Annotated in this window: 27 protein-coding genes; 17 read left to right on the top strand and 10 right to left on the bottom strand. The window is 62.1% G+C overall.

The features are described from left to right. Positions 1 to 5: 5 nt before the first annotated feature. From HX821_RS15525 to HX821_RS15515, 3 genes are all read right to left on the bottom strand, one after another. A complete protein-coding gene (locus tag HX821_RS15525) occupies positions 6 to 383 on the bottom strand; it encodes a type II toxin-antitoxin system VapC family toxin (RefSeq protein WP_003208092.1) in 378 nt (125 codons plus the stop codon). Continuing rightward, positions 380 to 751: a type II toxin-antitoxin system Phd/YefM family antitoxin gene (locus HX821_RS31815; protein ID WP_003208094.1), complete on the bottom strand. Its 372-nt coding sequence runs from the start codon at positions 749 to 751 to the stop codon at positions 380 to 382. The genes HX821_RS15525 and HX821_RS31815 overlap by 4 nt, the downstream gene beginning before the upstream one ends. Before the next feature lie 138 nt (positions 752 to 889). Further along, on the bottom strand, positions 890 to 1,822 hold the full coding sequence (locus HX821_RS15515) for a LysR family transcriptional regulator (RefSeq protein WP_102604793.1): 933 nt from the start codon (positions 1,820 to 1,822) through the stop codon (positions 890 to 892). Between the two features lie 118 nt (positions 1,823 to 1,940). Between HX821_RS15515 and HX821_RS15510 the strand changes: the two genes are divergently transcribed. The 3 genes from HX821_RS15510 (at position 1,941) to HX821_RS15500 (ending at position 3,158) form a co-directional block, all read left to right on the top strand. Next, positions 1,941 to 2,426 carry a DMT family transporter gene (locus HX821_RS15510; protein WP_008437061.1) on the top strand — a complete coding sequence of 162 codons (486 nt, stop codon included), beginning with the start codon at positions 1,941 to 1,943 and terminating at the stop codon, positions 2,424 to 2,426. A gap of 4 nt (positions 2,427 to 2,430) precedes the next feature. Further along, positions 2,431 to 2,886 (top strand): DMT family transporter, encoded by a 456-nt coding sequence (locus HX821_RS15505; protein ID WP_003208100.1) that lies wholly within the window; start codon positions 2,431 to 2,433, stop codon positions 2,884 to 2,886. Between the two features lie 101 nt (positions 2,887 to 2,987). Continuing rightward, entirely contained in the window at positions 2,988 to 3,158 is a 171-nt protein-coding gene (locus tag HX821_RS15500) for a metallothionein (RefSeq protein ID WP_043224890.1), read from the top strand. Between the two features lie 114 nt (positions 3,159 to 3,272). On the opposite strand, the gene HX821_RS15495 is transcribed toward HX821_RS15500, so the two are convergent. Continuing rightward, positions 3,273 to 3,515: a DUF6555 family protein gene (locus HX821_RS15495; protein WP_017479865.1), complete on the bottom strand. Its 243-nt coding sequence runs from the start codon at positions 3,513 to 3,515 to the stop codon at positions 3,273 to 3,275. Between the two features lie 116 nt (positions 3,516 to 3,631). Here HX821_RS15495 and HX821_RS15490 point away from each other — a divergent pair, with 116 nt between their 5' ends. The 3 genes from HX821_RS15490 (at position 3,632) to HX821_RS15480 (ending at position 5,649) form a co-directional block, all read left to right on the top strand. Next, on the top strand, positions 3,632 to 4,396 hold the full coding sequence (locus HX821_RS15490; RefSeq protein ID WP_177035996.1) for a helix-turn-helix domain-containing protein: 765 nt from the start codon (positions 3,632 to 3,634) through the stop codon (positions 4,394 to 4,396). Positions 4,397 to 4,485: 89 nt separating this feature from the next. After that, positions 4,486 to 4,659, top strand: a complete 174-nt coding sequence (locus HX821_RS15485) for a DUF1427 family protein (RefSeq protein ID WP_003208108.1) — start codon at positions 4,486 to 4,488, stop codon at positions 4,657 to 4,659. Between the two features lie 30 nt (positions 4,660 to 4,689). Continuing rightward, the gene (locus HX821_RS15480; RefSeq protein WP_102369314.1) at positions 4,690 to 5,649 is read left to right on the top strand and encodes a zinc-binding alcohol dehydrogenase family protein; all 960 of its coding nucleotides are present in this window, start codon (positions 4,690 to 4,692) and stop codon (positions 5,647 to 5,649) included. Between the two features lie 142 nt (positions 5,650 to 5,791). On the opposite strand, the gene HX821_RS15475 is transcribed toward HX821_RS15480, so the two are convergent. The 3 genes from HX821_RS15475 to HX821_RS15465 form a co-directional block, all read right to left on the bottom strand. Continuing rightward, positions 5,792 to 6,829: a purine nucleoside permease gene (locus tag HX821_RS15475; protein ID WP_177035995.1), complete on the bottom strand. Its 1,038-nt coding sequence runs from the start codon at positions 6,827 to 6,829 to the stop codon at positions 5,792 to 5,794. Positions 6,830 to 6,849: 20 nt separating this feature from the next. Then, positions 6,850 to 7,806, bottom strand: coding sequence for a nucleoside-specific channel-forming protein Tsx (locus HX821_RS15470; protein WP_032899590.1), 957 nt, complete (start codon positions 7,804 to 7,806; stop codon positions 6,850 to 6,852). 155 nt (positions 7,807 to 7,961) lie between these two features. Continuing rightward, complete coding sequence (locus HX821_RS15465; RefSeq protein WP_177035994.1) at positions 7,962 to 8,912, bottom strand: AraC family transcriptional regulator; 951 nt, start codon at positions 8,910 to 8,912, stop codon at positions 7,962 to 7,964. 214 nt (positions 8,913 to 9,126) lie between these two features. Here HX821_RS15465 and HX821_RS15460 point away from each other — a divergent pair, with 214 nt between their 5' ends. Together HX821_RS15460 and HX821_RS15455 are read left to right on the top strand one after the other, a co-directional pair. Continuing rightward, positions 9,127 to 10,437, top strand: coding sequence for a sugar ABC transporter substrate-binding protein (locus HX821_RS15460; protein WP_177035993.1), 1,311 nt, complete (start codon positions 9,127 to 9,129; stop codon positions 10,435 to 10,437). 22 nt (positions 10,438 to 10,459) lie between these two features. After that, positions 10,460 to 11,233: an L-iditol 2-dehydrogenase gene (locus HX821_RS15455; protein ID WP_177035992.1), complete on the top strand. Its 774-nt coding sequence runs from the start codon at positions 10,460 to 10,462 to the stop codon at positions 11,231 to 11,233. Between the two features lie 163 nt (positions 11,234 to 11,396). On the opposite strand, the gene HX821_RS15450 is transcribed toward HX821_RS15455, so the two are convergent. Further along, positions 11,397 to 12,104, bottom strand: a complete 708-nt coding sequence (locus tag HX821_RS15450; RefSeq protein ID WP_008437074.1) for an NUDIX hydrolase — start codon at positions 12,102 to 12,104, stop codon at positions 11,397 to 11,399. Positions 12,105 to 12,251: 147 nt separating this feature from the next. Here HX821_RS15450 and HX821_RS15445 point away from each other — a divergent pair, with 147 nt between their 5' ends. From HX821_RS15445 to nadE, 3 genes are read left to right on the top strand one after another with little or no spacing between them, the layout of a single operon-like run. After that, positions 12,252 to 12,899: a nicotinamidase gene (locus tag HX821_RS15445; protein ID WP_177008239.1), complete on the top strand. Its 648-nt coding sequence runs from the start codon at positions 12,252 to 12,254 to the stop codon at positions 12,897 to 12,899. A 10-nt stretch (positions 12,900 to 12,909) separates the two neighbouring features. After that, positions 12,910 to 14,136: a nicotinate phosphoribosyltransferase gene (pncB, locus tag HX821_RS15440; RefSeq protein ID WP_003208126.1), complete on the top strand. Its 1,227-nt coding sequence runs from the start codon at positions 12,910 to 12,912 to the stop codon at positions 14,134 to 14,136. Between the two features lies 1 nt (position 14,137). Then, positions 14,138 to 14,953 (top strand): ammonia-dependent NAD(+) synthetase, encoded by an 816-nt coding sequence (nadE, locus tag HX821_RS15435; protein ID WP_177035991.1) that lies wholly within the window; start codon positions 14,138 to 14,140, stop codon positions 14,951 to 14,953. Here nadE and HX821_RS15430 read toward each other — a convergent pair. Then, on the bottom strand, positions 14,933 to 16,363 hold the full coding sequence (locus tag HX821_RS15430) for a serine hydrolase (protein ID WP_177035990.1): 1,431 nt from the start codon (positions 16,361 to 16,363) through the stop codon (positions 14,933 to 14,935). The two genes, nadE and HX821_RS15430, sit on opposite strands and share 21 nt — an antisense overlap. 25 nt (positions 16,364 to 16,388) lie before the next feature. Then, entirely contained in the window at positions 16,389 to 17,303 is a 915-nt protein-coding gene (locus HX821_RS15425) for a LysR substrate-binding domain-containing protein (RefSeq protein ID WP_003208132.1), read from the bottom strand. Between the two features lie 389 nt (positions 17,304 to 17,692). On the opposite strand from HX821_RS15425, the gene HX821_RS15420 reads away from it, so the two are divergent. The 6 genes from HX821_RS15420 (at position 17,693) to HX821_RS15395 (ending at position 25,403) form a co-directional block, all read left to right on the top strand. Further along, positions 17,693 to 19,252 carry an ABC transporter substrate-binding protein gene (locus tag HX821_RS15420; RefSeq protein ID WP_008437103.1) on the top strand — a complete coding sequence of 520 codons (1,560 nt, stop codon included), beginning with the start codon at positions 17,693 to 17,695 and terminating at the stop codon, positions 19,250 to 19,252. A 2-nt stretch (positions 19,253 to 19,254) separates the two neighbouring features. Then, positions 19,255 to 20,196, top strand: coding sequence for an ABC transporter permease (locus HX821_RS15415; RefSeq protein WP_003208135.1), 942 nt, complete (start codon positions 19,255 to 19,257; stop codon positions 20,194 to 20,196). Beyond that, positions 20,193 to 21,071 carry an ABC transporter permease gene (locus HX821_RS15410; protein WP_003208137.1) on the top strand — a complete coding sequence of 293 codons (879 nt, stop codon included), beginning with the start codon at positions 20,193 to 20,195 and terminating at the stop codon, positions 21,069 to 21,071. Before HX821_RS15415 ends, HX821_RS15410 begins: the two co-directional genes overlap by 4 nt. Beyond that, positions 21,068 to 22,711: an ABC transporter ATP-binding protein gene (locus HX821_RS15405; protein WP_177035989.1), complete on the top strand. Its 1,644-nt coding sequence runs from the start codon at positions 21,068 to 21,070 to the stop codon at positions 22,709 to 22,711. Before HX821_RS15410 ends, HX821_RS15405 begins: the two co-directional genes overlap by 4 nt. Positions 22,712 to 22,823: 112 nt before the next feature. Next, entirely contained in the window at positions 22,824 to 24,077 is a 1,254-nt protein-coding gene (locus HX821_RS15400; protein WP_008437109.1) for an OprD family porin, read from the top strand. Between the two features lie 207 nt (positions 24,078 to 24,284). Next, positions 24,285 to 25,403, top strand: coding sequence for a succinylglutamate desuccinylase/aspartoacylase family protein (locus HX821_RS15395; RefSeq protein WP_087694149.1), 1,119 nt, complete (start codon positions 24,285 to 24,287; stop codon positions 25,401 to 25,403). Positions 25,404 to 25,453 lie beyond the last annotated feature (50 nt).

The following is a 25,453-nucleotide window of genomic DNA, read 5'->3' as shown; positions in this document are numbered from 1 at the left end:
GTGAATTAAGTCAAAACGGCCAATGATGTGTATTTCGCCACCATCGGGTCGGCTGTCACTAACTTCATCGGCTCAATGATAGCCGTTGCAATGATGAGCCGATCAAACGGGTCCCTGTGATGGTGTTCAAGGTCCTTGACCGCGATGGCGTGCTCCGAGGTGATGGGCAGTTCCACGTAGCCGCTTTCCAGGCAGTATTCGCGAATTTCGTCCAGGTTTACGTTGAGCTTCCCGAGCCCGACCTTTATCGCCAGCTCCCAGAATGTGGCGGCACTGACGTAAATTTCAGCCGCGTTCTCGATCAGCTTTCTGGCCTTCGCTGGCAGTTTTGGATCATCGCTCAGGGCCCAAAGCAGGATGTGGGTATCCAGCAGTATTCTCATGGGTGGTTTCCCTCAAACGCATCCAGCATGTCGTCTGGCAATGGCGCATCGAAGTCATCCGGCACCACCAGTTTGCCCTTCATCGCGCCAATTCGCCGGCCTGTCGGTTTCCCGACAGGAACAAGGCGAGCCATCGCCCGCCCATGCTTGGCTATGGTGATGATTTGGCCGGCGGCGGCATCATCGACCAGTTTTGATAAATTATTTTTTGCTTCACCCAACGGTACGGTAATCATTTGGTCTTCTCGAGGTTTTGGCCAAATATAGCCAAAATTTCGTAAGCAGGCAAAGATCAACCGACTGCTGGCGGAGGGTGATTTTTGCGGGGACGATTGCAGGTTTCCGAACGGGTAATGACTGGCATCCATGACGTCTCTCCTGAAGGAATTCCTCGAAGTCTGCCCGAGTGCAAGCGGTTTTTGACCCGTGTTGTGGAAAATCAGATCGGACTTACTTGAAGGGGGATTTTTCCCGACAGTGCGGGCCGAATAGTTTCCCACAGTTGCTCAACGGTCCCAGTAAGGCACTGCCCCAAAACACTCGACGAAGTAATCAATCACGGTCCGCACCTTCAACGACAGCCGCCGGCTACCCGGCCACAGCGCAGCAATCTGTTGCGGCTCCAGGGTCGTCGCCACTTCATAGTCGCTGAGCACCGCCTGCAGCGTGCCGGCGCGCAGGCCTTCACCGATCAACCATGACGGGAACACCACCAGCCCCAGGCCTTGTTCGGCAGCGTGGGTCAGGGTGTCGGCGTGGTTGCCGGTGATCGGGCCCTTGACGCTGTAGGAGGTCCAGTCGCCCTGGTCCCGGCGGAAGAACCAGCGCTGCTGGCCGGTGACGCCCTTGTAGGCCAGGCACTGGTGGTTCACCAGTTCGTCCGGATGCCGGGGCGTACCGAAACGCTCCAGATAGCCGGGGCTGGCAGCGAGACGAAAGCGCTGGGGGGCGAAGATTCGCGCCTGCATGCCGGAATCGTTCAGCACGCCGATGCGAAACAGCAGGTCTGTGCCGTCTTGCAACGGGTCGACGTAGGTGTCGGTTTGCTGGATATCCAGTTGCAGCTTCGGGTAACGCCGACACAGCTCCCCAAGCCACGGCGAGAGGTGGCGTTGGCCAAACACCATCGGCGCATTGATGCGCACCAGGCCGCTGGGTTCGCTTTCCTGTTCCTGCAACGCTTGGCCGGCGGCTTCCAGTTGCTCCAGCATCAATCGCGCATGCCGGCCCAGCAGGCGACCGGCTTCGGTAGGGCTGACCGCACGGGTATGGCGGTACAGCAACTGTTGGCCCAGGGCCTGCTCCATCAACTGGATCTGCCGGGAAATGGAGGAGGGCGCCAGGCCTTCGCGGCGTGCGACTTCGGAGAAACTGCCGTAGTCCAGTACCGCGACAAACAGGCGAAGCGCCTTGAAGCTCAGTTCGTTCAAACCCTGCATCATCACTCCATGCTGTGCGTATTGCGCAAAGGTGTTGTCGGCATGCTCCCATTTATCGCACAGCAGTGCCACCGGATAATACGCGCCATTGTTCCTCTCTCTAACGCGCAGGTGATGTATGCAGGCTTCTTCAGTGGCGGGTGTGGCTCAGGCCAAGCCCAAGACGTTTCTTCGGTTGTTGCTATTGCCGCTGGTGATCTTCGCCGGCATGGGCTTGTCGGTGGAGGCCGGCTTGCTGGGCCCGCTGGGTGTACAGGTCGGCCACTTGTGGGCGACCTTGAGTATCTTCGGCGTCGGCTCGGCGATCCTGTTTTTGCTGTTGCTGTTCAGCGGCCCGCAAAAGGGCCCGGCGTTGACCGACCTGCCGCGCTGGCAATTGATCGGTGGCTTCCTGGGGCCGATGTACGTGGTGGTGCTGACCCTGGCGACCCCGCATATCGGGATCGCGATGACCATGATTGCGATCTTGTCGGGCCAGGTGGGCAAGAGCGTGCTGATCGACCACTTCGGCTGGTTTGGCACTGCCCGCAAGCGGGTCAACGTGGAGCGCTGGATTGCACTGGCGTTGATCGTGGTAGCACTTGTTCTGATTGCGCGAGGTTAAGGCGATGAACCTGATTCTGTTGTTGGTATTGGTAGTGGCCGCCGGTGCGGTATTGAGTGTGCAGGCCGCCATCAATGGCCGCCTCGGGCAGGCGGTGGGCGTATTGCGCAGCAGCCTGCTGACCTTTGTCGTGGGCGCGATCAGTACCGGGTTGCTGATTCTGTTCTTTGAGCCCGCCCACGCGGTCAGCCTGCTGGACGTGCCGAAGTGGCAACTGACCGGGGCGTTGTTCGGGGTGGTGTACATGATGGTGATGGTCGGCGCGGTCCCGATTGTCGGCACGGCAGTGGCGACGGTGGCGGTGATTGTCGGGCAGTTGGGCATGGGCATGCTGATCGATAACTTCGGCTGGCTCGGCAACCCGGCGATCGAACTGTCCGGCAGCCGCATCGTGGCGATGCTGTGCCTTGCGCTGGCCCTGGTGTTCATGTACCGCAGCAACGCTCGTCGGGCTGACTGACGGGCCTTTGAACCTTGAATCGTTGCCTATAGTCATTGCTTGAGGTGCCGGCGTTCGCCGCACCTGGACGACCACGAAAAAGGAGTCTGACCATGCAAGACATGCAAGAAAAAAAATGCGCCTGCCAGGACTGCAACTGCCAGTTGGGGGAAACTGCGGTGATGAAGGATGGCAAGGGCTATTGCTGCCAAGGCTGCGCCGAGCATCATGCCCATGGCGAGCCTTGTGCTTCGGCGACCGGGTGCGAATGCACCAAGTCCGCCCACGGCTAACGCGGCGACCTGTAGGAGCGAGCTTGCTCGCGAAACACCCGAGAGCGACGCGGGGCACCAGGTGCCCCGTGTCATCGTTAACGACCTTCGCGAGCAAGCTCGCTCCTGCAGGTTTCAGGCAGTGGGGCGCGCATCCGAGCGGCGCCATTGCACGTTTTCGATGCCGAATTTCTCGGCCTGGGGCTGGCTCGTCTTCTTCACCTGCTCACGGGCAAAGCGCCCGATGCGGCCTACGCCGGCGTCGCAGCTCGCCCAATGCCAGGCTTCGGCGTTGTCGAGTTTTTCCAGGCGGATGATGAATGACTTGGGCTGGCCATGCAGCGTGTAGTCGATCACGAAAAGTTTTGCGTTAGTCATGGATCCGTAAACCCTCCTTGTGTCTTTAAGTGACCCTGCGCAGGTGGTAAAAATTCACTCGGATCATCCGGTTCACGTCTTATCATGGCGCTCCATACTTGAACGATGTGTCTTCCATGGCCCTTGCCGCGCCTCCCGACCTCAGTGATCACGCCGTCCCCGTGCAACCCTTGGCGCGCACCTATCCGCGCGGATTGTATGTCGAGCCCCATCAACACGATTGGGGCCAGTTGCTGTATGCCATGAGCGGCGTGATGTGGGTCGAGACACCCCGGGAAGCGCTGGTGGTGCCGCCCCAGCGCGCGGTGTGGCTGCCGCCGGGGGGCGAGCATGGGATTCGCGTGGTGTCGGACTTGCAGATGCGCAACATCTACCTGCGCCCGGCGCTGGCAGCGACCCTGGACAGCCAGGTGCAAGTGATCGAGGTCGGCGGGCTGCTGCGCGAACTGATCGTGGCGCTGGTGGAGCAGGGCGACAAGGGGGACCAGGCCTATTACGAAGCCGTGGTCGGCCTGGCCCTGCTGGAACTGCAACGGGCCCGGCGCTCGCCGATCCGCATTGCCTTGCCCGTGGGCGCCGACCGACGCCTGACCAGCGCCTGCCAGGCGGTGATGGCGTCACCGTCCCTGGACATTCCCTTTGAGCAGCACGCCGAAGCCGCCGGCGCCAGCGTACGCACCCTGGCCCGGCTGTTCCAGAACAGCCTGGGCATGGGCTTTGCCGAGTGGCGCCGCCAGGTGCAGTTGGCCACCGCCGTGGCCGAGTTGATCCAGGGCCAGTCGGTCAGCGCGATCGCCCGTTCCCTGGGTTATTCGCCGAGCAGTTTCAGCGACATGTTTCGCCGTGAACTGGGGATGGCGCCGTCGCAGTATCCCGTCTGAGGCTTGGCCGAAATCCTGAAGCACTTGGCCGATGCTTCGGTTTCAGGCCCCCTACACTGACCGCATCAACCCTTGCTGCGGAGTGTTCCATGAATTACCTGATTTCCTTGGCCATCGGCCTGTTGGTCGGCGTGATTTACGGTGCCCTGGACTTTCGCTCGCCTGCGCCTCCTGCCATCGCCCTGATCGGGCTGATGGGCATGCTGATGGGCGAGAAGCTCTGGCCCATGGGCCGGCAAATGGTCAGCGCCTGGTTCTCCTGAAACCCTTTTTAACCTCGATGGATATTGGTCATGAAAGCACTGCAATTTTCCGCCACCGGCGATCTCGCTGCCCTTGCTTACGTTGATGTCGCCACGCCGGTGCCGGCGGCCGGTGAAGTCCTGGTGCAGATCAAGGCTGCCGGGCTGAACCCCAGCGACGTGAAGAACGTGCTCGGGCGTTTCCCCTACACCACGTTGCCACGCATTCCCGGCCGTGATTTTGCCGGGGTGGTGGTGGAAGGCCCGCAGGAACTGGTCGGCCAGGAGGTCTGGGGCACCGGTCGCGACCTGGGTTTTTTCGCCGACGGTTCCCACGCCCAGTACCTCACCGTGTCGGCCAAGGGCGTGGCGCACAAGCCCAGCCATCTGAGCTTTGCCCAGGCCGCCAGTCTCGGCGTACCGTACACCACGGCGTGGGATGCGCTTGAGCGCAGCGGTGTCGGCAAAGGCACTCGCTTATTGGTGATTGGTGCCAATGGAGCGGTAGGCAGCGCGGCGTTGGCCCTGGCGAAGATTCGTGGGGCCCAGGTGCTCGGGGCCGTGCGTCGGCCGGAACAGGTCGAGGCCTTGCGCGAGCAGGGTTTCGAGGGCTTGTTACTGGGCCAGCCGGAAGCGCTGGGAGGGCAGGTTAATGCGCTGTTCGGTACGGGCGCCGATGTGATCTTTGACACCACCGGCTTCTGGTTGCCGGCAGCGGTGGCGGCGCTGGCGCCTTTTGGCCGTATCGCGATCATCGCCGCGCCGGTGGACGGGCACGTGCAACTGCCGGCCCTGGCGTTGTATCGCAAGGGTGGTTCGGTGGTGGGGATCAATTCGCTGCTCTACAACTGCGAGCAATGCGCCGTGATGCTGGAGCAGTTCGGGCGGTTCTTCGATGAGGACTTGTTGCCGCTGCCGACCGGTTTGCGGGAAGTGTCGCTGGCCGACGGTGTGAAGTGCTTTGAGCAAGTGAACCAGGGCAGTGCCGACAAGATTATCTTCCTGCCCTGACCCGCTTATTGTGGGCGCGGGCTTGTGTGGGAACGGGCTTGTGTGGGAGCGGGCTTGCTCGCGAATACGGTGTGTCAGCCAATACATTCGGCACTGATCCACCGCTTTCGCGAGCAAGCCCGCTCCCACATTTGATCTTTGTTCAGGCTTCGGGAACGCCTTTTTCCCACGCCGACCAGTTCTTCAGAATCGCTTGTACCAGCGGATTACCAGTGCGATACAGGTTCTCCAGCGCCGGCACAAATCCGCCCTGGTCCGCATACTTCAGCAGGTTGTCCACTTCGCTGTAGCCCGGGTACGGCCGATCAAAGTCGGAACCGGCCCGCACCACCGCCAGGCGATTGATATCCACCAAACCTTCGCGGCTGGCTCGTAGCAACGCCTCATAGGTGGAGTTGTCTTCCTGCTGGGTGGTGCAGTACACGCCTTTATTGTCCGTCAGCAATTTGGTCCAGACCTCGGCGCGCTCACTCAGGCGCGTCCCGGAGAACCAGGTATTGCCCGCCAGGGTGTCGCACTGGGTGACCCGCGGCGGCTGATTGGCCGGCGCGTACGGATAGTGTTTGCGCCAGGCCGTGGACTCCTTGCTTTCACTGAGCTCGACTTTTTGCGACAGCGCAAACGCCTTGGCTTGCAGCTTGGGATTGAGCTCGAACACTTCGGTCTTGTAGTCCAGCGGCGGCTTCTCGTTCGGCCCCTTGGTATTGATGCCGATATAGCCGGTCGGCCAGTCCTTCGGCGCGTCCCGTGAATCCAGTTCCCATTGGGTACCGAATTCCACCAGGTAATGGGCCCACGCGGCCGTGCCGATGGTGCCATGGTGCGGGTTGATCCCGGCGATCCCGGCGATCAGGAAGTAGCTCTGGCGCAGGTCGAACTTGGGCGACAACGCCAGCGCCAGGGTCGAGGCGGCAGCGTTGGTCTGGCCCATGCCGGTCACCAGCAGGCACACGTCCTGGGTGTTGCAGCGGATCACTGGATACTCGGCCGACAAGCCTGGCACGCGAACCTCCTGCTTGAGTTCCAGGCGGTCGATCCAGTTCTGCGCTTCGGGGGCGAACATGGTGATCAGCATCACCTTGGGCTTGATCGGGGCCGGGGCATCAGCCAGCACGACATGCGGCAACAGCGCCCCGGCGGCCAGGCCGATGGCGATTGAAAGGCGGGTAAAGGTCTTCATCTACTGCTCCTTGTTCACACTCAGAATTGATAGCCCACACCGGCGTAGTAACCCCAGCCGTTGGAGCGGGCGCGGAAATTACCGTCGCCAAAGTTCAGCTCGCTGCCGTCTTCCCAGTTGCCGCCGTTGTGGAAGTAACGGCCTACCAGGGTGAAACGCAGGTGAGTGAACGAATACAACAGCACGTTTGTTGCAACCAGGGAGTTGGCGGTGCGCGCGGGGTTGTCTTTGTGCAGATCCGAGCCGAAATCGTAGTTGGTGAAGCCGATATAGGTCAGCGACGCACCATTGTCGAAGCTGCCGATGGGCACGATGTATTTCATCTGCGCACGGTAGCCGTCCCATGAGTATTCGTTGCTGGCGCCGTAGTTTTCCCACTGGTAACGGCCATAGAAGTTGGCCGACAGGTTGACCCGCGAGTGGGTCTCGATGTCGGTGCCCAGGCCGCTGTACAAGGTGTTGGCACGGTTGTCCTTGTTGCTGCCGTGGTCGTAGATCCAGTCAAACGCTACATACCATTCCTTGAACGGGCCGATGGCCAGGCTGCGACCGGCCAGGTAGTCGATGGAGATGCGCGGTTCGTGCTCCATGAACACCGGCGAGCCGTGGTCCCACGCGCCTTTGTCGTTGCTGTTGCCGATCCCGAAGATCTTCGGGATGTCGACGTAGCCATACAGTTCGAACGGGCCCTTGCGGCCGAAGTATTCGTACTCCAGGTACACGTCATCGGCGGGTTTGGGGCCGAAGCTGATGTCTTTGCTGCCGATCACCGTCAGGTCCTGGTTGAACCAGTCCGACAGGTACACGCCTTTTTTCGACGGGCTGGCTTCCGGGGCCAGGGCTTCGCCCTGTGCTGAGTCATCGGTGGGTTTTTCCTGCGCCAAAATGGGTCCGCTGAGTACTCCCGTAACGGCAGCCAGTAGCAGGGAAACAGCAAAAGGGGTAGCCGACGCGGATCGTCTGGAAGTGGGTTGCATTGAAAATCCCTGTTCGTACGCGGTTGGGGCCCGATTCTTCGGGTTGAGGTGAACCTGGTTGCCAAGTTCGTTCCGCAAACGTTTGCACAGGTTGTACCAATTTGTGTCAATTGCATGAAGGAATTGAGAAAAGTGGGAAATAGTCGGCCTTTTGGTCAGAAATGCGCCTTGGTAAACGGCAGCACCTGATCACCATTGCGGTTAAACAGGTACATCGCGGTTTCCCGGCGATATTCGCTGGGCGTCTGGTTCATCTCGATGCGAAAGTGCCGGTTGAAGTTGGAGAGGTTGGCGTAACCCACTTCAAAGCAGATATCGGCCACTGACATTTCGCTTTGCAGCAACAGGCGGCAGGCGCGCTGCACCCGGAACTTGCGCATCAGGTCGATAAAGCCGTGACCGGTGACGCGCTTGAAGAACCGCGAGAAGCCTGGCTCGCTCATGTCCAGCCGTTGGGCGATCACCGACAGCCGCAGGTCGCCGGTCAATTCCGTCATCAGGTATTCGAAGGCCTTGTGGATACGCTCCGAGCTGCGGGCATCCAGGCTTGGCGTGTAGCAGGCACTGGCCAGGCAATGGGCTTCCCCGGAGGGCGCCTGCCCCAAGGTATGCAGTAACTGGATGAACAGAATCAGGCGCGCGAGCCCCTGAGCAGGGCCGATGGATTCCAGCAGTTGCGCGGCCTTCAGTGCCGTCTCGCCGGTGAATTCCAGGCCGCGCCGGGCCCGGTCAAACAGGCCTTGCAGGTCGCCCAGCTCGGGCAGCGTGGTGCGCAGGGCCAGCAGTGCGGCGCCGTCGAACTGCAACACCACATCGCGCCCCGTCAGGTACTCGCCGGGGGCCAGGTCGCCGATCCAGTCGTGGGGCAGGTCGGGGCCGATCAGTGCGACATGGCCGGCGCCAAACGCACCGATATAGTCGCCCGCCACGAGCTTGCCGCTGCCCTGGCGGATCAGGTGGATTTCAAATTCGGGGTGATGGTTCCAGCGGGCGAGCTCGAACGGATAGTCATGTTCGTACCAGCGAAAGCCATGCTCGGGCTCGGCCAGAATCACTTCCAGCTCGGCGGGGCGCTGCTCGAAAAGGGCGGATCGGCTTGCAGGCATGGGCTTGGCCCTTCTGGGCTTTTTGGAATGGCACCAAAATACGCCCTTTGTCCAAGTAGCCGCTACCCCGGGTTTTGCCCGCCACTGATACTTTTTTGATCTTGGCGATGCGGTTAAAAAAGTATCAGCCGGGCATCCGTCAGTCGTTTGTCCGGCCTTGGGCAAGCTGCTGTAATCGGGCCGTCAACAACAAAAACAATAAGTGGAAACCGCCATGCTCAAGATTCCGAAAGCGCTGTTCCTGCTCTCCGGCCTCACGCTCGCGATGGCCGCACATGCTGCCGAAACCGTGACCATCGCCACGGTCAACAACAGTGACATGATCCGCATGCAGCGCCTGTCCAAGGTGTTCGAACAGCAGCACCCCGAGGTGAAACTCAATTGGGTGGTGCTCGAAGAAAACGTCCTGCGCCAACGCCTCACCACCGACATCGCGACCCAGGGCGGCCAATTCGACGTACTGACCATCGGCACCTATGAAACCCCGCTGTGGGGTGCCAAACACTGGCTGGAGCCGATCACGCCGCTGCCCGCCGACTACGACGTGGAAGACATCTTCCCCGCGGTACGCCAGGGCCTGTCGGTGAACAACACCCTCTACGCGTTGCCGTTCTATGGCGAAAGCACCGTCACCTATTACCGCACCGACCTGTTCAAGCAGGCCGGCCTGGCGATGCCCGAGCATCCGACCTGGACCCAGCTGGGGGCGTTCGCCGCCAAGCTCAACCAGCCCGCCAAGGACCAATACGGCATGTGCCTGCGGGGCAAGGCCGGCTGGGGTGAAAACATCGCGTTGCTGAGCACCATGGCCAACGCCTTTGGTGCGCGCTGGTTCGACGAACAATGGAAACCCGAGCTGACCAGTCCCGAGTGGACGGCGGCGGCGAACTTCTACGTCAACACCCTGAAAAACTATGGCCCGCCGGGCGTCTCCAGCAACGGTTTCAACGAAACCCTGGCGCTGTTCAACAGCGGCAAATGCGCGATCTGGGTCGACGCCAGCGTTGCCGGCTCGTTCACCACCGATAAAACCCAAAGCAAAGTCGCCGACAGCGTGGGTTTTGCCGCCGCACCGACCGAGGTCACCGACAAGGGTTCGTCGTGGCTGTACGCCTGGTCCCTGGCGATCCCGGCCACCTCCAAACACAAGGACGCCGCCAAGGCCTTCATCACCTGGGCCACCTCCAAGGAATACATCCAGCTGGTAGCGGATAAGGACGGCATCACCAACGTACCGCCGGGCACGCGCCAGTCCACCTACAACGCGGCGTACCTGGCCGCGGCGCCGTTCGCCAAGGTGACCTTGCAGATGATGCAACACGCCGACCCCGCGCACCCGTCGGCCAAACCCGTGCCGTACGTGGGCATCCAATACGTGACGATCCCCGAGTTCCAGGCCATCGGCACCTCGGTGGGCAAGCTGTTTTCGGCAGCGCTCACCGGCGGCATGACGGTCGACAAGGCACTGGCCGAGGCGCAGTCCACCACCGAGCGTGAAATGAAACGCGCCGGCTACCCGAAATAATCACCTCAGGGACACTGCATTGATGAAACGACTGGAAGGTAAAAGTGCGCTGGTCACCGGCAGCGCGCGGGGCATTGGCCGGTCGTTTGCCCAGGCCTACATCAACGAAGGCGCGACCGTCGCCATCGCCGACATCAACCTGGAGCGGGCGCGGGCCACCGCCACGGAGCTGGGCCCGAAAGCCTACGCGGTGGCGATGGATGTCACCGACCAGGCGTCCATCGATGCCGCGATTGCCGCCGTGGTGGCGCAGGCCGGCAAGCTCGACATCCTGATCAACAACGCCGCCTTGTTCGACCTGGCGCCCATCACCGACATCACCCGCGAGAGCTTCGACCGGCTGTTCTCGATCAACGTCGCCGGTACGTTGTTCACCTTGCAGGCGGCGGCCCGGCAGATGATCAAGCAGGGGCATGGCGGCAAGATCATCAACATGGCCAGCCAGGCCGGGCGCCGGGGTGAGCCTCTGGTGGCGGTGTACTGCGCGACCAAGGCGGCGGTGATCAGCCTCACGCAATCGGCGGGGCTGAATCTGATCAAGCAGGGCATCAACGTGAACGCCATCGCGCCGGGAGTGGTGGACGGCGAGCATTGGGACGGGGTGGACGCGATGTTTGCCAAGCACGAAGGGCTGCCGCTGGGCGAGAAGAAAAAGCGCGTAGGAGCAGAGGTACCGTTTGGGCGGATGGGGACTGCCGAGGATTTGACCGGAATGGCGGTTTTCCTCGCGTCCAAAGAGGCCGACTACGTGGTTGCCCAGACCTACAACGTCGACGGCGGCAACTGGATGAATTGAGCGGGACGCAGCTCCTCGAACCATCGCAGATCAAAAACTGTGGGAGCGGGCTTGCTCGCGAAAGCGTTGTATCAGTCAATCTAGCCGGCGACTGACACTCCGCATTCGCGAGCAAGCCCGCTCCCACAGTTGATCTTCATTGTCCTGGGAAGGGGGCTTGGTCTTATTCGGCAAAGCTGCGATCAAAGAAGTACACCGCCCCAGGCTTCAGATTCTCCACTGTCGCCTGCGGCCGTCCGCCCTCGCCATGCTTCTTGCGCCCCGTCTCCCGCAAAAAACCGGCCTCGGTCAACTTCAGCAACCGCTGGCGAATACTGGTCTTCAGCACCGGCCGCGCCAATACCAGCGAAAAGATCGTAGTCGCCTCCGGCGCACTGAACTCATTGCCCAAAAACATCAATGGCAAGCTGCTGTACAGCGACTTGGAAAACAGCCTTTCCTGTACCGCTGCCACAATCGCGTTGTGATCGAAGGGCAGCTTGACCCCGCCAGTCGCCACGGCATCAACAGAGCACCACTTTTGATGCCCCCCCAGCTCCACCTCATCAGCCACGATCGCCAGGTAATAGGTCGACGACGACCAGCAGCGCGGATCGCGAAACGCATCGCCCACCGTCCCCACTTGCTCATACCAGGCCAGCGGCAACCCAACCTTGTCACTGGCCCGCAACCGCTCCACGGCATCCTGCAGGCTCAGATCTTGCACGCCGCCATTCACCACTACACCGGGCAAGGCCCAGTGCCCGGCGAATGGCTCGGCGTCGCGCTGGTTGAGCAATATCTTCAGTTCCCCGGATGCACGGCAATAGAACAGCACGCACAAGTCCACGGTGTGCAGGTAGGCGCTAAGGGTTGGGGCGTGGTCTGGCATGTCGGGTCCTGTGGGCAGCGGTGGGGCACAGTCTAACGGATCAAACGGGTGTGTCGTGTACTTGATCCAGCATAGATAACAAAATGTTTCTTGCTATGAAAGTACATGACGTGTACTTTTATGTCCAGGCCACAGGAGAACACGACCATGACCGTCTCTAAGAACGCTATCGCCTCATTCGACGTTGACGCCCAGAAGAGCTTCACACCGCTGTGCCCCAACGAATTGCCGGTCGCTGGCGGTGACCAGATCGGCGCCGAGCTCAATTACATGGCCAGCCTCGCCGCGCGCCGTGTCGGCAGCAAGGACGCCCATACCCCGCACGCGCCCTGGGTGGTGCAACAGCACAGCGAGATGCTGCAACCCACCGGGCTGGTACATGCCGATGTCACCTGGGTCGCCCACTGTGTGCCCGGCACCGAAGGTTTCACCCTGTTGGACGAATTGCCCACGCCCTATGACTACGACTACTTCATCTGGAAGGGCGTCGAACCCGACCTGCATCCCTACGGCGCCTGCTATCACGACCTCCACGACAAACTCTCCACCGGCGTCATCGAATACCTCAATGCCCAAGGCATCCAGCGTGTGATTGTCGGCGGCCTGGCCCTGGACTACTGCGTCAAGACCACCGCCTTGCAACTGCTCAAGGCCGGTTTCGAGGTGATCCTGCACCTGCCGGCATGCCGTGGCATCAGCGAGGAGGGCGGTGTGCAGGCGGTCAGCCATCTGCAACAAGCGGGCATTGTAATTACCCGCAATCGGGAAGAACTGGCCGCGATGGCCGCGCGTTAAGGAGTACCTCATGGAAAGTGCATACGACTACGAAAACGCTGTGATCCAGGGCCTGCTGGACACCGACTACTACACCTTCACCATGATGCAGGCCGTGTTGCACCAGCACCCGAATGTCGATGTGGAATACCAGTTCATCGTCCGCTCCAGAGAGAAACTGGGGCACCTGATTCCCGAGCTGCGGGTGGAGCTGGAAAAACTCGCCGGCCTCAGCATGCGCGAAGGCGAGCTGCGCTTTCTGTTCAACCAGCGCCGTGAGTACTTGACCCCGGATTTCGAGCGCTTCCTGGGGCTGTTTCGCTTCAACCTGCGCTATATCCACGTCAGTGAAATCGACGGCCAACTGAACGTCCGCGTGGTCGGCCCGATGCTGCACTGCATCATGTTCGAACAGCCGGTATTGGCCCTGGTCAGCGAGCTGCGCAACCGCGACAAATACCCCGACGTCAGTCTCGAAGACGTCACCCGCAAGCTCTACCAGAAATTCGACTGGCTGGAGAAAAACCTCACCCGCGACGAACTGGCCGACCTGCGTGTCTCGGACTTCTCCACCCGCCGGCGGTTGTCGTTCAAGGCCCAGCGTGAAGTGGTCGACATCATGCGCCGCGACTTTCCCGGCCAGTTCATCGGCACCAGCAATGCGCACCTGGCCTACGAATTCGACCTGCCGCTGATCGGCACCATGGCCCACCAGTGGCTGATGGTGCACCAGCAACTGGGGCGGCTGCGGGAAAGCCAGAATGCGGCGCTGGAAAACTGGGTGCGCGAATACCGTGGGCGCTTGGGTATCGCCCTGACCGACTGCATCAGCACCGACTTTTTCCTCAAGGATTTCGACCTGTACTTTGCCAAGCTGTACGACGGTTTGCGCCAGGACTCCGGTGACCCGATCGTCTGGGCCGACAAGGTGTTGGCCCGCTACAAGGAGCTGGGCATCGACCCGATGACCAAGGACCTGATGTTCTCCGATGGCCTGAATTTCGAGAAATGCCTGCCGATCCTGCGGCACGTGCGGGGCAAGGCCAAGTTCGGCTTTGGCATGGGCACCAGCCTGGCCTGTGATGTCGACGGAGTGGAGCCGCTGAGCATCGTGATGAAACTGGTGCGGGTGCACGGTGAGCCGGTGGTGAAATTCTCCGATGACCCGATCAAGAACGTCTGCGAAGACGCCTCGTTCCTGCAGTATGCGGCGCAGGTGTTCAACGTCGGCAACGTCAATCCGCAACTGGGGGTGTGACATGGACACTCAGGCACGTATCGCACAAGAACTGAAGATCAACCGGCTGCTCGGCAAGGGAGGCGAGGGCGCTGAGCTGCAACGGCGCATCGACTTCATCAAGGGCACCTTGCGCCAGTCCGGCTGCCATGCGCTGGTGCTGGGCATCAGTGGCGGTGTCGACTCACTGACCGCCGGGCGGCTGTGCCAACTGGCAGTGGAACAACTGCGCAACGAAGACTACGAGGCGCGGTTTATTGCCATGCGCCTGCCCTATAAAACCCAGGCGGACGAGCGCGACGCCCAGGCTTCCCTGGACTTTATCGCACCGGACCGGATCGAGACGCTGAACATCGCCGCCTGCGTCGACGGGCTGATGGGCAGCCTGTCTGCCGCGCAAGCCAGAGCCGAACGCATCGACTTTATCAAGGGCAACGTCAAGGCCCGGGCGCGGATGATGGCGCAGTACGCCGTGGCGAACCTGCACAACGGCCTGGTGGTGGGCACCGACCATGGCGCGGAGGCGCTGATGGGGTTTTTCACCAAGTTCGGTGACGGCGCCTGCGACCTGGCGCCGCTCTCAGGGCTGACCAAGACCCAGGTGCGCCTGCTGGCCAGCGCCCTTGGCGGGCCACGGCAGTTGGTGGCCAAGGCACCGACCGCCGACCTGGAAGAGCTGGCACCGGGCAAGCCGGATGAGTTGGCGTATGGCTGCAGCTATGACGAGATCGACCGCTACCTGATGGGCGAGGCAGTGAGTGAGCGGGTGAGGGCGATTGTCGAGAGCGCCTACCTCAAGACCGCCCACAAGCGAGCATTACCGGCTGTTCCCGACTAGGGTTTCCTGCTCCTTCCCGGCACTGTTGACGTTGACCGTACGCGCCACGCTCACGCGGTCACCGTCAAACCCGCATACCACCCGATCGCGAAACGCGGTTTGCGGGTAGATCCAGGTCATCTCCAGCGTCCTGGTATCCAGCCAGCGCGCGCCGGCAACGATCTGCGCATCCTTGAATTCATAACCGTGGTGCAACGCCCGGCCCGGCATGTTGGTGGTGCCGGCGATCCAGTGATCAATCCCCACCTCTAGGGCATGAGTCGCCTTGCTGTCGGTCAGTTGGAAGCGCAGTACATTGCCTTCGACGGCGAACGCCAATTGCTGCACATCCAGGCCGTTGGGCTCTACCTGATACACGCCCGTGAAATCTCTCGGCCCTGCACACGCTGAAAGCAACTCAGGCCGCTGTGCCATGCTCGCCAGACGTTGCTGCAACCGTGCATCCGCTTCGGCTTTGACCGTGCAATCATCGCCAAACGCCGCCGGAAAATGCCGCTCGACAAACGGAATCAGCTCCGCCGAATTCTTCATCCCGCCGATCACCACCAGCGTTGCACCGTACTCGCGGAACACCATCGCCATCTGCACAAACACCCCGACAGCGCTGAAGGCGTGTGCCGGTTTCATCATCCAGTGATAACCGTAGCGGCTGTCCGGCCCGCCTTGTGGTCGGGTGGCCGCTGCAACCCAGGCCGCCGGTAGAACCTGCTTGCCATGCCACACGCCGCCTTGTGCATGCAGCACACCCAGCTTGAGCATGGCCGAGGTCGGCGCCTTCAAGCCATTGCCGCCGGGATTCACGCCATCGGGGCCGATGTCCCAGCTTTCATTATGGATATCCAGCGGTACAAACAGCCGGGGCTTGAGGTACGCGTGCAAGGTTTGCCCGGTGACCTTATTGATCAGCGCCGAGAGCATGTAGCTGGCCGCACTCGTATAGACGTAGGTGGTGCCCGGTGCATAGGCCAGCGGGATTTTGAAGAACTCGGCAATCCAGCTGGTCTCGATCCCCCGCCACACTGAACCCGAGGTATTGGCGGCGTGGCCGGTGCGCATGGTCAGCAGGTGTTCTACGGTCATGTCCGCCAGGCGCGGGTCGGCATCCACCGGCACACACTCCGCAAAGAACGCCACCAGCCGGTCATCCAGTTTCAGCAAGCCTTCATCCACGGCCAGGCCAATGGCGCAGGCGGTGAAGCTCTTGGCCACCGAGTGCAATACCCGCGGCTCGTTGGGGTCCACCGGCCAGCTCCAGCCTTCGGCGACCACGTGGCCGTGGCGGTGCAGCATCAGGCCTTGCAGGTCGAGGCCGGCCGCTTTCACTTCATCGAGAAAGGCAATCAGGTGCTCGGGATCAACGCCGACGCTGCTGGCGCTGGCGCGGGACAAACCATCGTAGGACATGGGCATAAACAGGCTCGTAGGGGGAGGGAAATCAACGGCTGCGGTGCACCAGCCGCGAATAGGAAATCAGCATGCTGGTCAGTTCCTGGCTGACGCTGGTGAGCGGCGACGAACGGCGGCTGATCAGGCATACATCGCGGGTCGCCAGCGGTTCTTCGATGGCGATGGTGGTCAGGGCGCTGGAGAACAGCTTCATCCCCGGCAGCATGCGCGGTTCGATGGTCAGGTAATCGGTTTCCGAAACGATGTGCAGGGTTTCCAGCAACGAATCAGTGGTGATCGCAATCTTTGGCGGCGCCAGGCCCTGGGTACGGAACAGCTCGATCAAGCGGTTCTCCGCGCCGCCCACTACGCCGGCCGGGCGTACGCTGATCCACTGGCAGTCGGTGAGGGCTTGCACGGATTTTGCGTGGGCCTGCGGGTGGCCCTTGCGCGCAATGATGCCGGCGTTTGAGCTGTAGAGGCGGTCGATGGCCAGGTCGATATCGGCCACGTTGGGCGCCAGCGGGCACAAGACGAAATCCAGGCGGCCATCGCGGACTTTTTCCACCAGGCCCTTGGTGGTGCCGCTGGCCACGTGCACCTGCATGCGCGGGAAGCGCTGGGTGAAGTTGCTCAGTACCGGCAGCAGCAATTCGGCCAAGGGTTCGGAGGTGACGCCCAGGGCGATATGGCCTTCGGGCTCGCCCTTCCAGGGTTGCAGGTCGAGCAGGGCACGTTCGCAGTCGAGAGTGATGGAACGGGCACGGGCCAGGAACACCTCGCCGGCCGGGGTCAGGTTGATGCCTTGGTTGGAGCGTTGCAGCAGCACCACCCCGAGTTCCTTTTCGAGGGTCTGGATTGACTGGGTCAATGTGCTTTGGGCCACATCCAACTGGCGTGCGGCCGAGCGGAAGCTGCCTTTTTCAACCACGGAGCAGAACGCGCGAAGATGGGTGAGGGTCATGACGGTGGGCTCGCTCAGTGCTGCATTTAAACCATTGAATGCCAGCCAGCTTATCTGATGACTATAGGTGAGCACAGATCGGTCTGGATGATCGCGATCATTATTTCTGATCAGGAAAACCCCATCTTTTCCAGCTCAAGGCCCTGATTTCTCGGTACGGTAAGGCCAGGGCAACCCACGGACGGTTGATGATCGGATAAACCGAGCCCGATCACTCGGAGCGTTCTTCTCAAGTTGATCGGGTGGCGAATAAGATCGTTCCAGGAACATTCGCAAACCGTAATCAGCGACTAAAACAACAACAACTATTCAGGTGTTCGGCCGTGCCTCTTTTTGGGTCCTGCCAGCGTCCGAACCCAAGCGTAAGGATCATTCAAGGTGCATTTATCATGAACAAGACTTTATTCCTGGCTGGCGCCTTGTCCGCCGCGCTGGTGGGCACTGCCCACGCCGAGAATCTATTGAAAGTCGCGTTGAACGCCGACATTCGCAGCACCGAGCCAGGCGTCAACCGTGACACCAATTCCGACGCCGTCATCTTGCACATTACCGAAGGACTGGTGGCCTTCCGTGAAGATGCCACCGTCGGCCCGCTGCTGGCCAAAGACGTGCAGGTGTCCGACGACGGCCTGCGCTACACCTTCCACCTGCGCAACGGGGTCAAGTTCCAGAACGGTGCGCCACTGACCTCCGCCGAAGTGCTGTGGACCTGGAAACACTACCTCGACCCGAAAACCCAATGGCGCTGCGCCCCTGAATTCGACGGCCATGGCGGCGCGAAAATCGTCGACATGAGCGCCCCGGACCCACTCACCGTGGTGTTTACCCTGGACAAGCCCAACGGCCTGTTCCTCACCAGCACCGCGCTGCCGGAATGCGGTGGCAGCGGCATCCTGCACCCCGACTCGGTGGTCGACGGCCAGTGGAAAGCCCCCATCGGCACCGGCCCGTTCCGCCTGGGCGAGTGGAAGCCCGGCCAATACATCGACCTGCTGCGCAACGCCAACTACACCCCGCGGGACGAGAAAGAGCCGGATGGCTACACCGGCAATAAAAACACAACCCTCGACCGCGTGCGCCTGCTGGTGATCCCGGACCCGGCGGCGGCCAAGGCGGCCTTGCTGTCGAAGAACGTCGACCTGCTGATTGACGTCACGCCGCTGGACGCCACCGAACTGGCTGCCAACCCCGGCATCAAGGTCACCTCCAGCGGCACCATGTCAGTCAACGCGTTGCTGTTCCAGACCCGCGACCCCTTGCTCAAAGATGTGCGCCTGCGCCAGGCCATCGCCCATTCGCTGGACTCCGCACAAATCGTCGCCGCCCTGACCGGTGGCCGTTCCCAGGCCAACAATTCGATGGTCGCCAGTGGCAGCCACTACCACCAGGCAATCGAGAACCAGGGCTTCGATTTCGACCCGGCCAAGACCGCCCAACTGCTGCGGGAAGCTGGCTATAAAGGCCAGCCAATCAAACTGATCGTCAACAAGCGCTACGCCGCGATCTTCGACATGGGCGTGTTCGTGCAAGCCATGGCCAAGGCCAGCGGCATCAACCTGGAACTGGAAACCCTGGAGTGGGGCACCCAGCTGGAGCGCTACCAGACCGGCAACTACCAGATGATGGCGTTCCCGTATTCCGAACGCCTTGACCCGGCCCTGAGTTTCGACTCGATGACCGGCGACAAGGACAAGGAAGCGCGCAAGGTCTGGGACAACCCCCAGGCCCAGGAATGGCTGCGTGAAGCCCAGCGCGAAGGCGATATCAGCAAGCGCCAGGCGCTGTTCGACCAACTGCATCAGCAGATGCTCAAGGACGTGCCGATGATCCCGATGTACAACGGCAACGCCATCGCCGCCAGCCGTGATTACGTCAAAGGCCTGCGCACCTGGCCGGTGTCCAAGCCGCGCCTGTGGACCGTCAGCGTTCCTGCGACCGGGAGTAACTGAGGATGTTGCGTTTCATCTTTCAACGGCTGGCGATGTCGATCCCGACCTTGCTGCTGATCTCGCTGATGGTGTTCGCGATCATCCGCCTGGTGCCCGGTGATCCGGCGCTGCTGATGCTCGGCGACATGGCCGATGCCCACAGCCTGGAGGTCGCCCGTGCGTCCCTGGGCCTGGACCAGCCGCTGCCGCTGCAGTTTGTGATCTGGCTCAAGGCGGTGCTCAGCGGCGACCTCGGGCATTCCATCACCACCAATGAAGCGGTGTTGCCGCTGATCCTTGACCGCTTCCAGGTGAGTGCCGGGATCGTGCTGGTCTCGGTGTTGCTCGCGGCGTTGATTGCGGTACCGGCGGGCTTGCTCTCGGCGTGGAAACAGAACAGTTCCCTGGACTTTGGCGTGGTCTCCACCGCGACCCTGTTGCTGTCGATCCCGAGTTTCTGGCTGGGCCTGCTGTTGCTCTACGCGTTCGGCATCAAGCTCGGCTGGCTGCCGGTGGTGGGTTACGTGTCGTTCGGCCAATCGCCGTGGCAGGCCTTGAGTTTTATCGTGCTGCCGATTGTCACGCTGACGTTGGTGGAACTCGGCGCGATCACCCGCATGGCCCGGGCCAGTGCAATTGAAGTGCTGCGCCTGGAATACATCACCCATGCCCGCGCCAAGGGTTTGTCGGAGCGGGCGGTGTTGTGGCGCCATGCGCTGCGCAACTCGTTTGCACCGACCCTGACCCTGATCGGCCTGATCCTCGGCAACCTGCTCAGCGGCATCGCGGTGCTCGAAACCGTGTTCACCCTGCCAGGTATCGGCCGGCTGATGGTCGACGCCATCTACGCCCGGGACTACCCCGTGCTGCAAGGCTGCCTGCTGCTGGTGACCTTTGTTTATGTGCTGGTCAACCTGTTGGTGGACCTGCTGTACCCGCTCTTCGACCCCAGGGTTAAGTTATGAATAAGCCTCTACCTGCCGCACCCGAGGTGCTGTTGCCGGCACCGGCGCGTGCCCCCAGGGCCTGGCGTGTGCCGCCGCTGAACGCGCTGATCGGTGCGCTGCTGCTGGCCTTGTTGTTGATCATGGCCTTGCTGGGCCTGGTCTGGACGCCCCATGACCCGTTGGCCTTGAACCTGCTGGCGCGCTTGCAGGCGCCCACCGCCGCGCACTGGCTGGGCACTGACGAGTACGGTCGCGACGTGCTGAGCCGCCTGATGATCGGCGCGCACACCAGCCTGTGGGTGAGTGTGTTGACGGTGACGCTGGCGATCACCGCCGGCACGGTACTGGGCCTGCTGGCCGGGTTCCTGCGGGGCTGGGTCGACCGGGGCTTGATGATGGTCAACGATGCGTTGCTGGCGTTTCCCGGGATCCTGCTGGCCCTGGGCTTGATGGCGATCATCGGCCCGAGCCTGTACGGCATCGTGTTCGCCTTGAGCCTGGCCTACACACCGTCGGTGGTGCGGGTGGTGCGCGGCACGGTGTTGTCGTTGCGCGAGAAAGAGTTTGTCGAAGCCTCGCGGGTGATCGGTAACTCCGAGCTGTACACCATGCTGCGGCACATCGCGCCGAACTGCGTGGCGCCGGTGTGCGTGCTGGCCACCAGCATGTTCGGCTGGGCGATCCTGGCGGAAAGCTCCCTGAGCTTCCTCGGCCTGGGCGTCCCGCCGCCGGCCGCCACCTGGGGCAACATGCTCGCCGCCAGCCGGCCGTATATCGCCACGGCCAGCTGGCTGGGGCTGTTTCCCGGTGTCTGCATCGCCATGGCGTTGCTGGCGTTCAACCTGTGCGGCGATGCCTTGCGCGATCGTCTCGACCCGCGGATGAGTAAATGACCATGACTGACATCCTTCTGGCAGTCGACCAGCTGAAAATCCGCGTGGGGGCCAACGGCCCGCTGGCGGTCAACGACCTGAGCTTCACCATCGCCCCCGGCGAAATCGTGGCGCTGGTGGGCGAGTCCGGCAGCGGCAAGACCATGGCCGCCCGCGCCGCCATCGGCCTGTTGCCACCGCCGCTTGCACAATGCAGCGGCCAGGTGCGTTTCCAGGGCCATGACCTGGGCAGCCTTGCGCCGGAGCAATTGCGCCAGTTGCGCGGGGCGAAGATCGGCATGGTGTTCCAGGAACCCATGGTGTCCCTCAACCCGTCCATGAGCATCGGCGAGCAAATGGCCGAGGGCCTGCGCCTGCACACCAGGCTGAGCGATGCGCAGATCCGCGAGCGCAGCCTGGAGATGCTCGGGCATATCGGCATCAAGGACGCCGAGCGTTGCCTGGCGGCGTTTCCCCACGAGTTCTCCGGCGGCATGCGCCAGCGCATCATGCTCGCCTCGGTGATGCTGCTGCGCCCGGCCTTGCTGATTGCCGACGAGCCCACCACGGCCCTGGATTGCCTGGCGCAACTGGACGTGTTGAAACTGATGCTCGACCTTACGCGCGAGCAGGGCACGGCGATCCTGTTTATCAGCCACGACCTGTCGCTGGTGGCGCGCTACGCCGACAAAGTGGTGGTGATGCGCGAAGGCCGCGCGGTGGAGCAGGGCACCATCGAGCAGATCCTGCTGGCGCCCAAGGCCGAGTACACCCGGCAACTGCTCGAGGCCCTGCCGCGGCGCGGCACCCTGGCAGCCTTGCCCAAGGCGGACCGGCCGTTGCTGACGGTCAAGGACGTGTGCATCGAGCACCCGGGGCCGCGCAGCCTGTGGGGCCGCAGCCAGTTCAAGCGGGTGGTGCATTCGGCCAACCTGTCCATCGCCCCGGGGGAAACCCTGGCGCTGGTGGGCGGCAGCGGCTCGGGCAAGACCACCCTCGGCCGGGCGATTGTTGGCCTGAACAGCCCGTGTTCCGGTGCCATCGAGTTTGAGGGCGTGGACATTCTCAAGGCTGGCAACCGTGACCATCGCCTGCAATGCCAGATGATTTTCCAGGACCCGTATTCGTCCCTCGACCCGCGCATGAAGATTGGCGACATCCTCGCCGAACCCCTGCGCCATGTGCCCGGCATGACGCCCGCGCAGCGTCGTGAGCGGGTGGCGAAAACCCTGGTGGACATCGGCCTGGCGGAACAGTTTGTCGAGCGCTTCCCGCACCAGTTGTCCGGTGGCCAGCGTCAACGCGTGGCCATTGGCCGGGCGCTGGTACGGCACCCGCGACTGGTGATTGCCGATGAGCCGATCTCGGCGTTGGACATGACCATCCAGAAGCAGATCCTCGAGCTGTTCGAACGCCTGCAGGCGCAGTACGGCTTTGCCTGCCTGTTCATCTCCCACGACCTGGCAGCGGTGGAACGCATCGCCCACCGGGTGGCGGTGATGAGCGAGGGCAGGGTGGTGGAAATGGGTGCCCGCGACGAGATCTTCGACCGCCCGCAGCACCCCTACACCCGCAAGCTGCTGGCCGCCGCCAGCCCCTTGGAGAAACTTGAAAACGGTGGCTACCGCATCCGCCAGGGCCCCGTACCGCTAGCGCTGTAACCCAGGACTGACGTCACCCGCCGCGCAAATCGCCGATTTGCGCGAACGGCGAAGCCATGCCCGAAGAACAATAAAAACACCAACCCCCACCCCACTGCCAGGAGCTAAAAAAATGAAAAAATCCCTGACTCAACTCATCACCGGCGTCGGCGTTGTCAGCAGCGGGCTGGTCCCGTCACTGGCCCATGCAGACTTCATCAAGGACAGCAGCGGTACGCTGGACTTGAAGAACTACTACTTCAACCGTGACTACCGCGAGGCCGCTTCCCAGTCGATGCGCGCCGAGTGGGCCCAAGGTTTTATCCTCGGTATCAAGTCCGGTTTCACCGAAGGCACCGTGGGCTTCGGCCTGGACCTGACCGGCATGCTGGGGGTGAAACTCGACTCCAGCCCGGGGCTGTCCGGCACCGGTTTGCTGCAGCGTGACAGCGACAAGAATGTCTCCGACGAGTACTCCAAGCTTGGGGTGACCGCCAAGGCCCGCTTCGCCAAAAGCGAGCTGCGTGTGGGCTACCTGGTGCCGGACCTTCCGATCCTGCAACCCAACACCAGCCGTCTGTTTCCGCAGTCCTTCAGCGGCACCCAGCTGGTGTCCAACGATATCAGCAACCTGAAAATCACCCTCGGGCAGATCGACCAGGCCAAGGACCGTGACTCCACCAACTACGAAGACATGAAGCTGACCACGGTGAGCAAGGTCTACAAGAGCACCGCCCTGAGCGACCAGTTCCGCTTTGCTGGTGGCGACTACTCGCTGACCCCAAACACCTTGCTCAGCTACCACTTCGCGGCGCTGGACAGCATCTACCAGCAGCAATACGTGGGCTTCAAGAACAACTTCGGCCTGGGGCCGGGCACGCTGAAAACCGACGTGCGCTACTTCAAGTCGGACAAGGACGGCGCGGGCCTGGCGGGCAAGGTCGACAACAGCGCCTTGAGCAGCCGCCTGACCTACCAGTACGGCGGCCACAGCATCGGCGGCGGCTTCCAGCAGCAATACGGCACCACGCCGTTTACCTACCTGGACGGCTCCATCACCTACCTGTTCACCGAGTACCAGTTCAGCAACTTCACCCAAACCAGGGAGCGAGCCTGGCACGCCCGCTACGACTACAACTTCGCCGATCTCGGCTTGCCCGGCCTGTTGTTTGGGATCAAGTACGCCAAGGGTGATTCGGCTGAAGTGCTCGGCTTCAACCGCGAAGGCCGCGAGTGGGAGCGCGACCTGGACCTGGGCTACGTGGTGCAGAACGGGCCCTTCAAGGGCGTGTCGATGCGCTGGCGCAATGCGCTGAGCAAAGGCAACTACTTCAACGACGTTAACGAGAACCGCGTGATGCTGGGTTACACCCTGGCGCTCTGGTAACCACCCACTATGGGAGCGGGCTTGCCCGCGATGGCGGTGGGTCAGTCACGGAATAGGCTGGCTGACCCACCGCCATCGCAGGCAAGCCAGCTCCCACACTGATCGGATTACCAGATCAAGATAGTGTGGGCCGCCCTTACAGACGATCACGCCGGCTCGTTAATATTTCTTCAGCGTTCATCACTCGAATATCGAGATTTCCGGTTTATGAAACTTAAATCACACCCCTTGCTGCAAGCGACACAAGGCACCCACAGGCACGTGGACAGTGAGCATTACGGTGCAATGGGTGCAAGTCGAAAAATCTATATCCAGGCGGCGCTGCATGCCGACGAAACCCCGGCGCTGCTGGTGGCCGCGCACCTGCGCCGGCAATTGGTAGAACTGGAAAATGCCAACCGGCTGAATGCGCAAATCGTGCTGGTGGCCGTGGCCAACCCCACCGGGCTGAGCCAATACATCATGGGCGCGCCCAGCGGGCGTTTCGAACTGGGCAGCGGGCGTAATTACAACCGGGGCTTTCCGGTGCCGTACCAGGCAATCGCCGACAGGATCGAGCACCTGCTGGGCCAGGACATCGACGCCAACCGCCAACTGATCCGCCAGGCCTGGGGCGAATGTCTGCTGGACGCGGCGCCGCTGGACGAATTCCAGTCGCTGCAACGCACCCTGATGCTGCTGGCCCACGATGCCGACATCGTGCTGGACCTGCACTGCTCCCGCGAAGCGGCGATGCATGTGTACACCGGCGAGGCAGTGTGGGCGACCGTGGAGCCGCTGGCGCGCTACATCGGCTCTGAAGCCTCGTTGCTGGCCACCGATTCCCAGGCCAACTCGTTCGATGAGGCGCTGTACCTGCTGTGGGTCAACCTGCGTGAGCGGTTTGGCGATCGGTTTCCGATTCCGGACAGCAGCGTGGCGGTGACCGTCGAGCATCGTGGCCAGCGGGATGTGTCCTATGAACTGGCAGAACATGACGCCACGGCGATCATTGATTACCTGACCCACCTGGGCGCGGTTGAAGGCGCGCCACGGCCTTTGCCAGCCCTGCGTAACCCGGCGACGCCGTTGGCCGGCAGCGAACAGTTTTATGCGCCGTGCGCCGGGGTGCTGGTACACCGGGCGGCGGTGGGCAGTCGCATCGAGGCCGGGCAGGCGTTGTTCGATATCGTTGATCCCCACAGTGGGCAGGCCACCACGGTTTGCAGCCACAACACCGGCGTGTTGTACATGCGCCGTGACGTGCGCTTTGTGAAGCCGGGCGACCCGCTGGGCCGGGTGTCCGGTGCCACGCCGATTCGCAGCGGCAAGCTACTCAGCGCCTGATTTGCCAGCTATGGAATACGGTCAAAATGTGGGAGCGGGCTTGCTCGCGA

This window comes from Pseudomonas sp. B6001 (genome assembly GCF_013386015.1).
Classification (GTDB): domain Bacteria; phylum Pseudomonadota; class Gammaproteobacteria; order Pseudomonadales; family Pseudomonadaceae; genus Aquipseudomonas.
The sequence above is the reverse complement of the archived record's forward strand: the minus strand, read 5'-3'. Positions and strand labels throughout refer to the sequence as shown.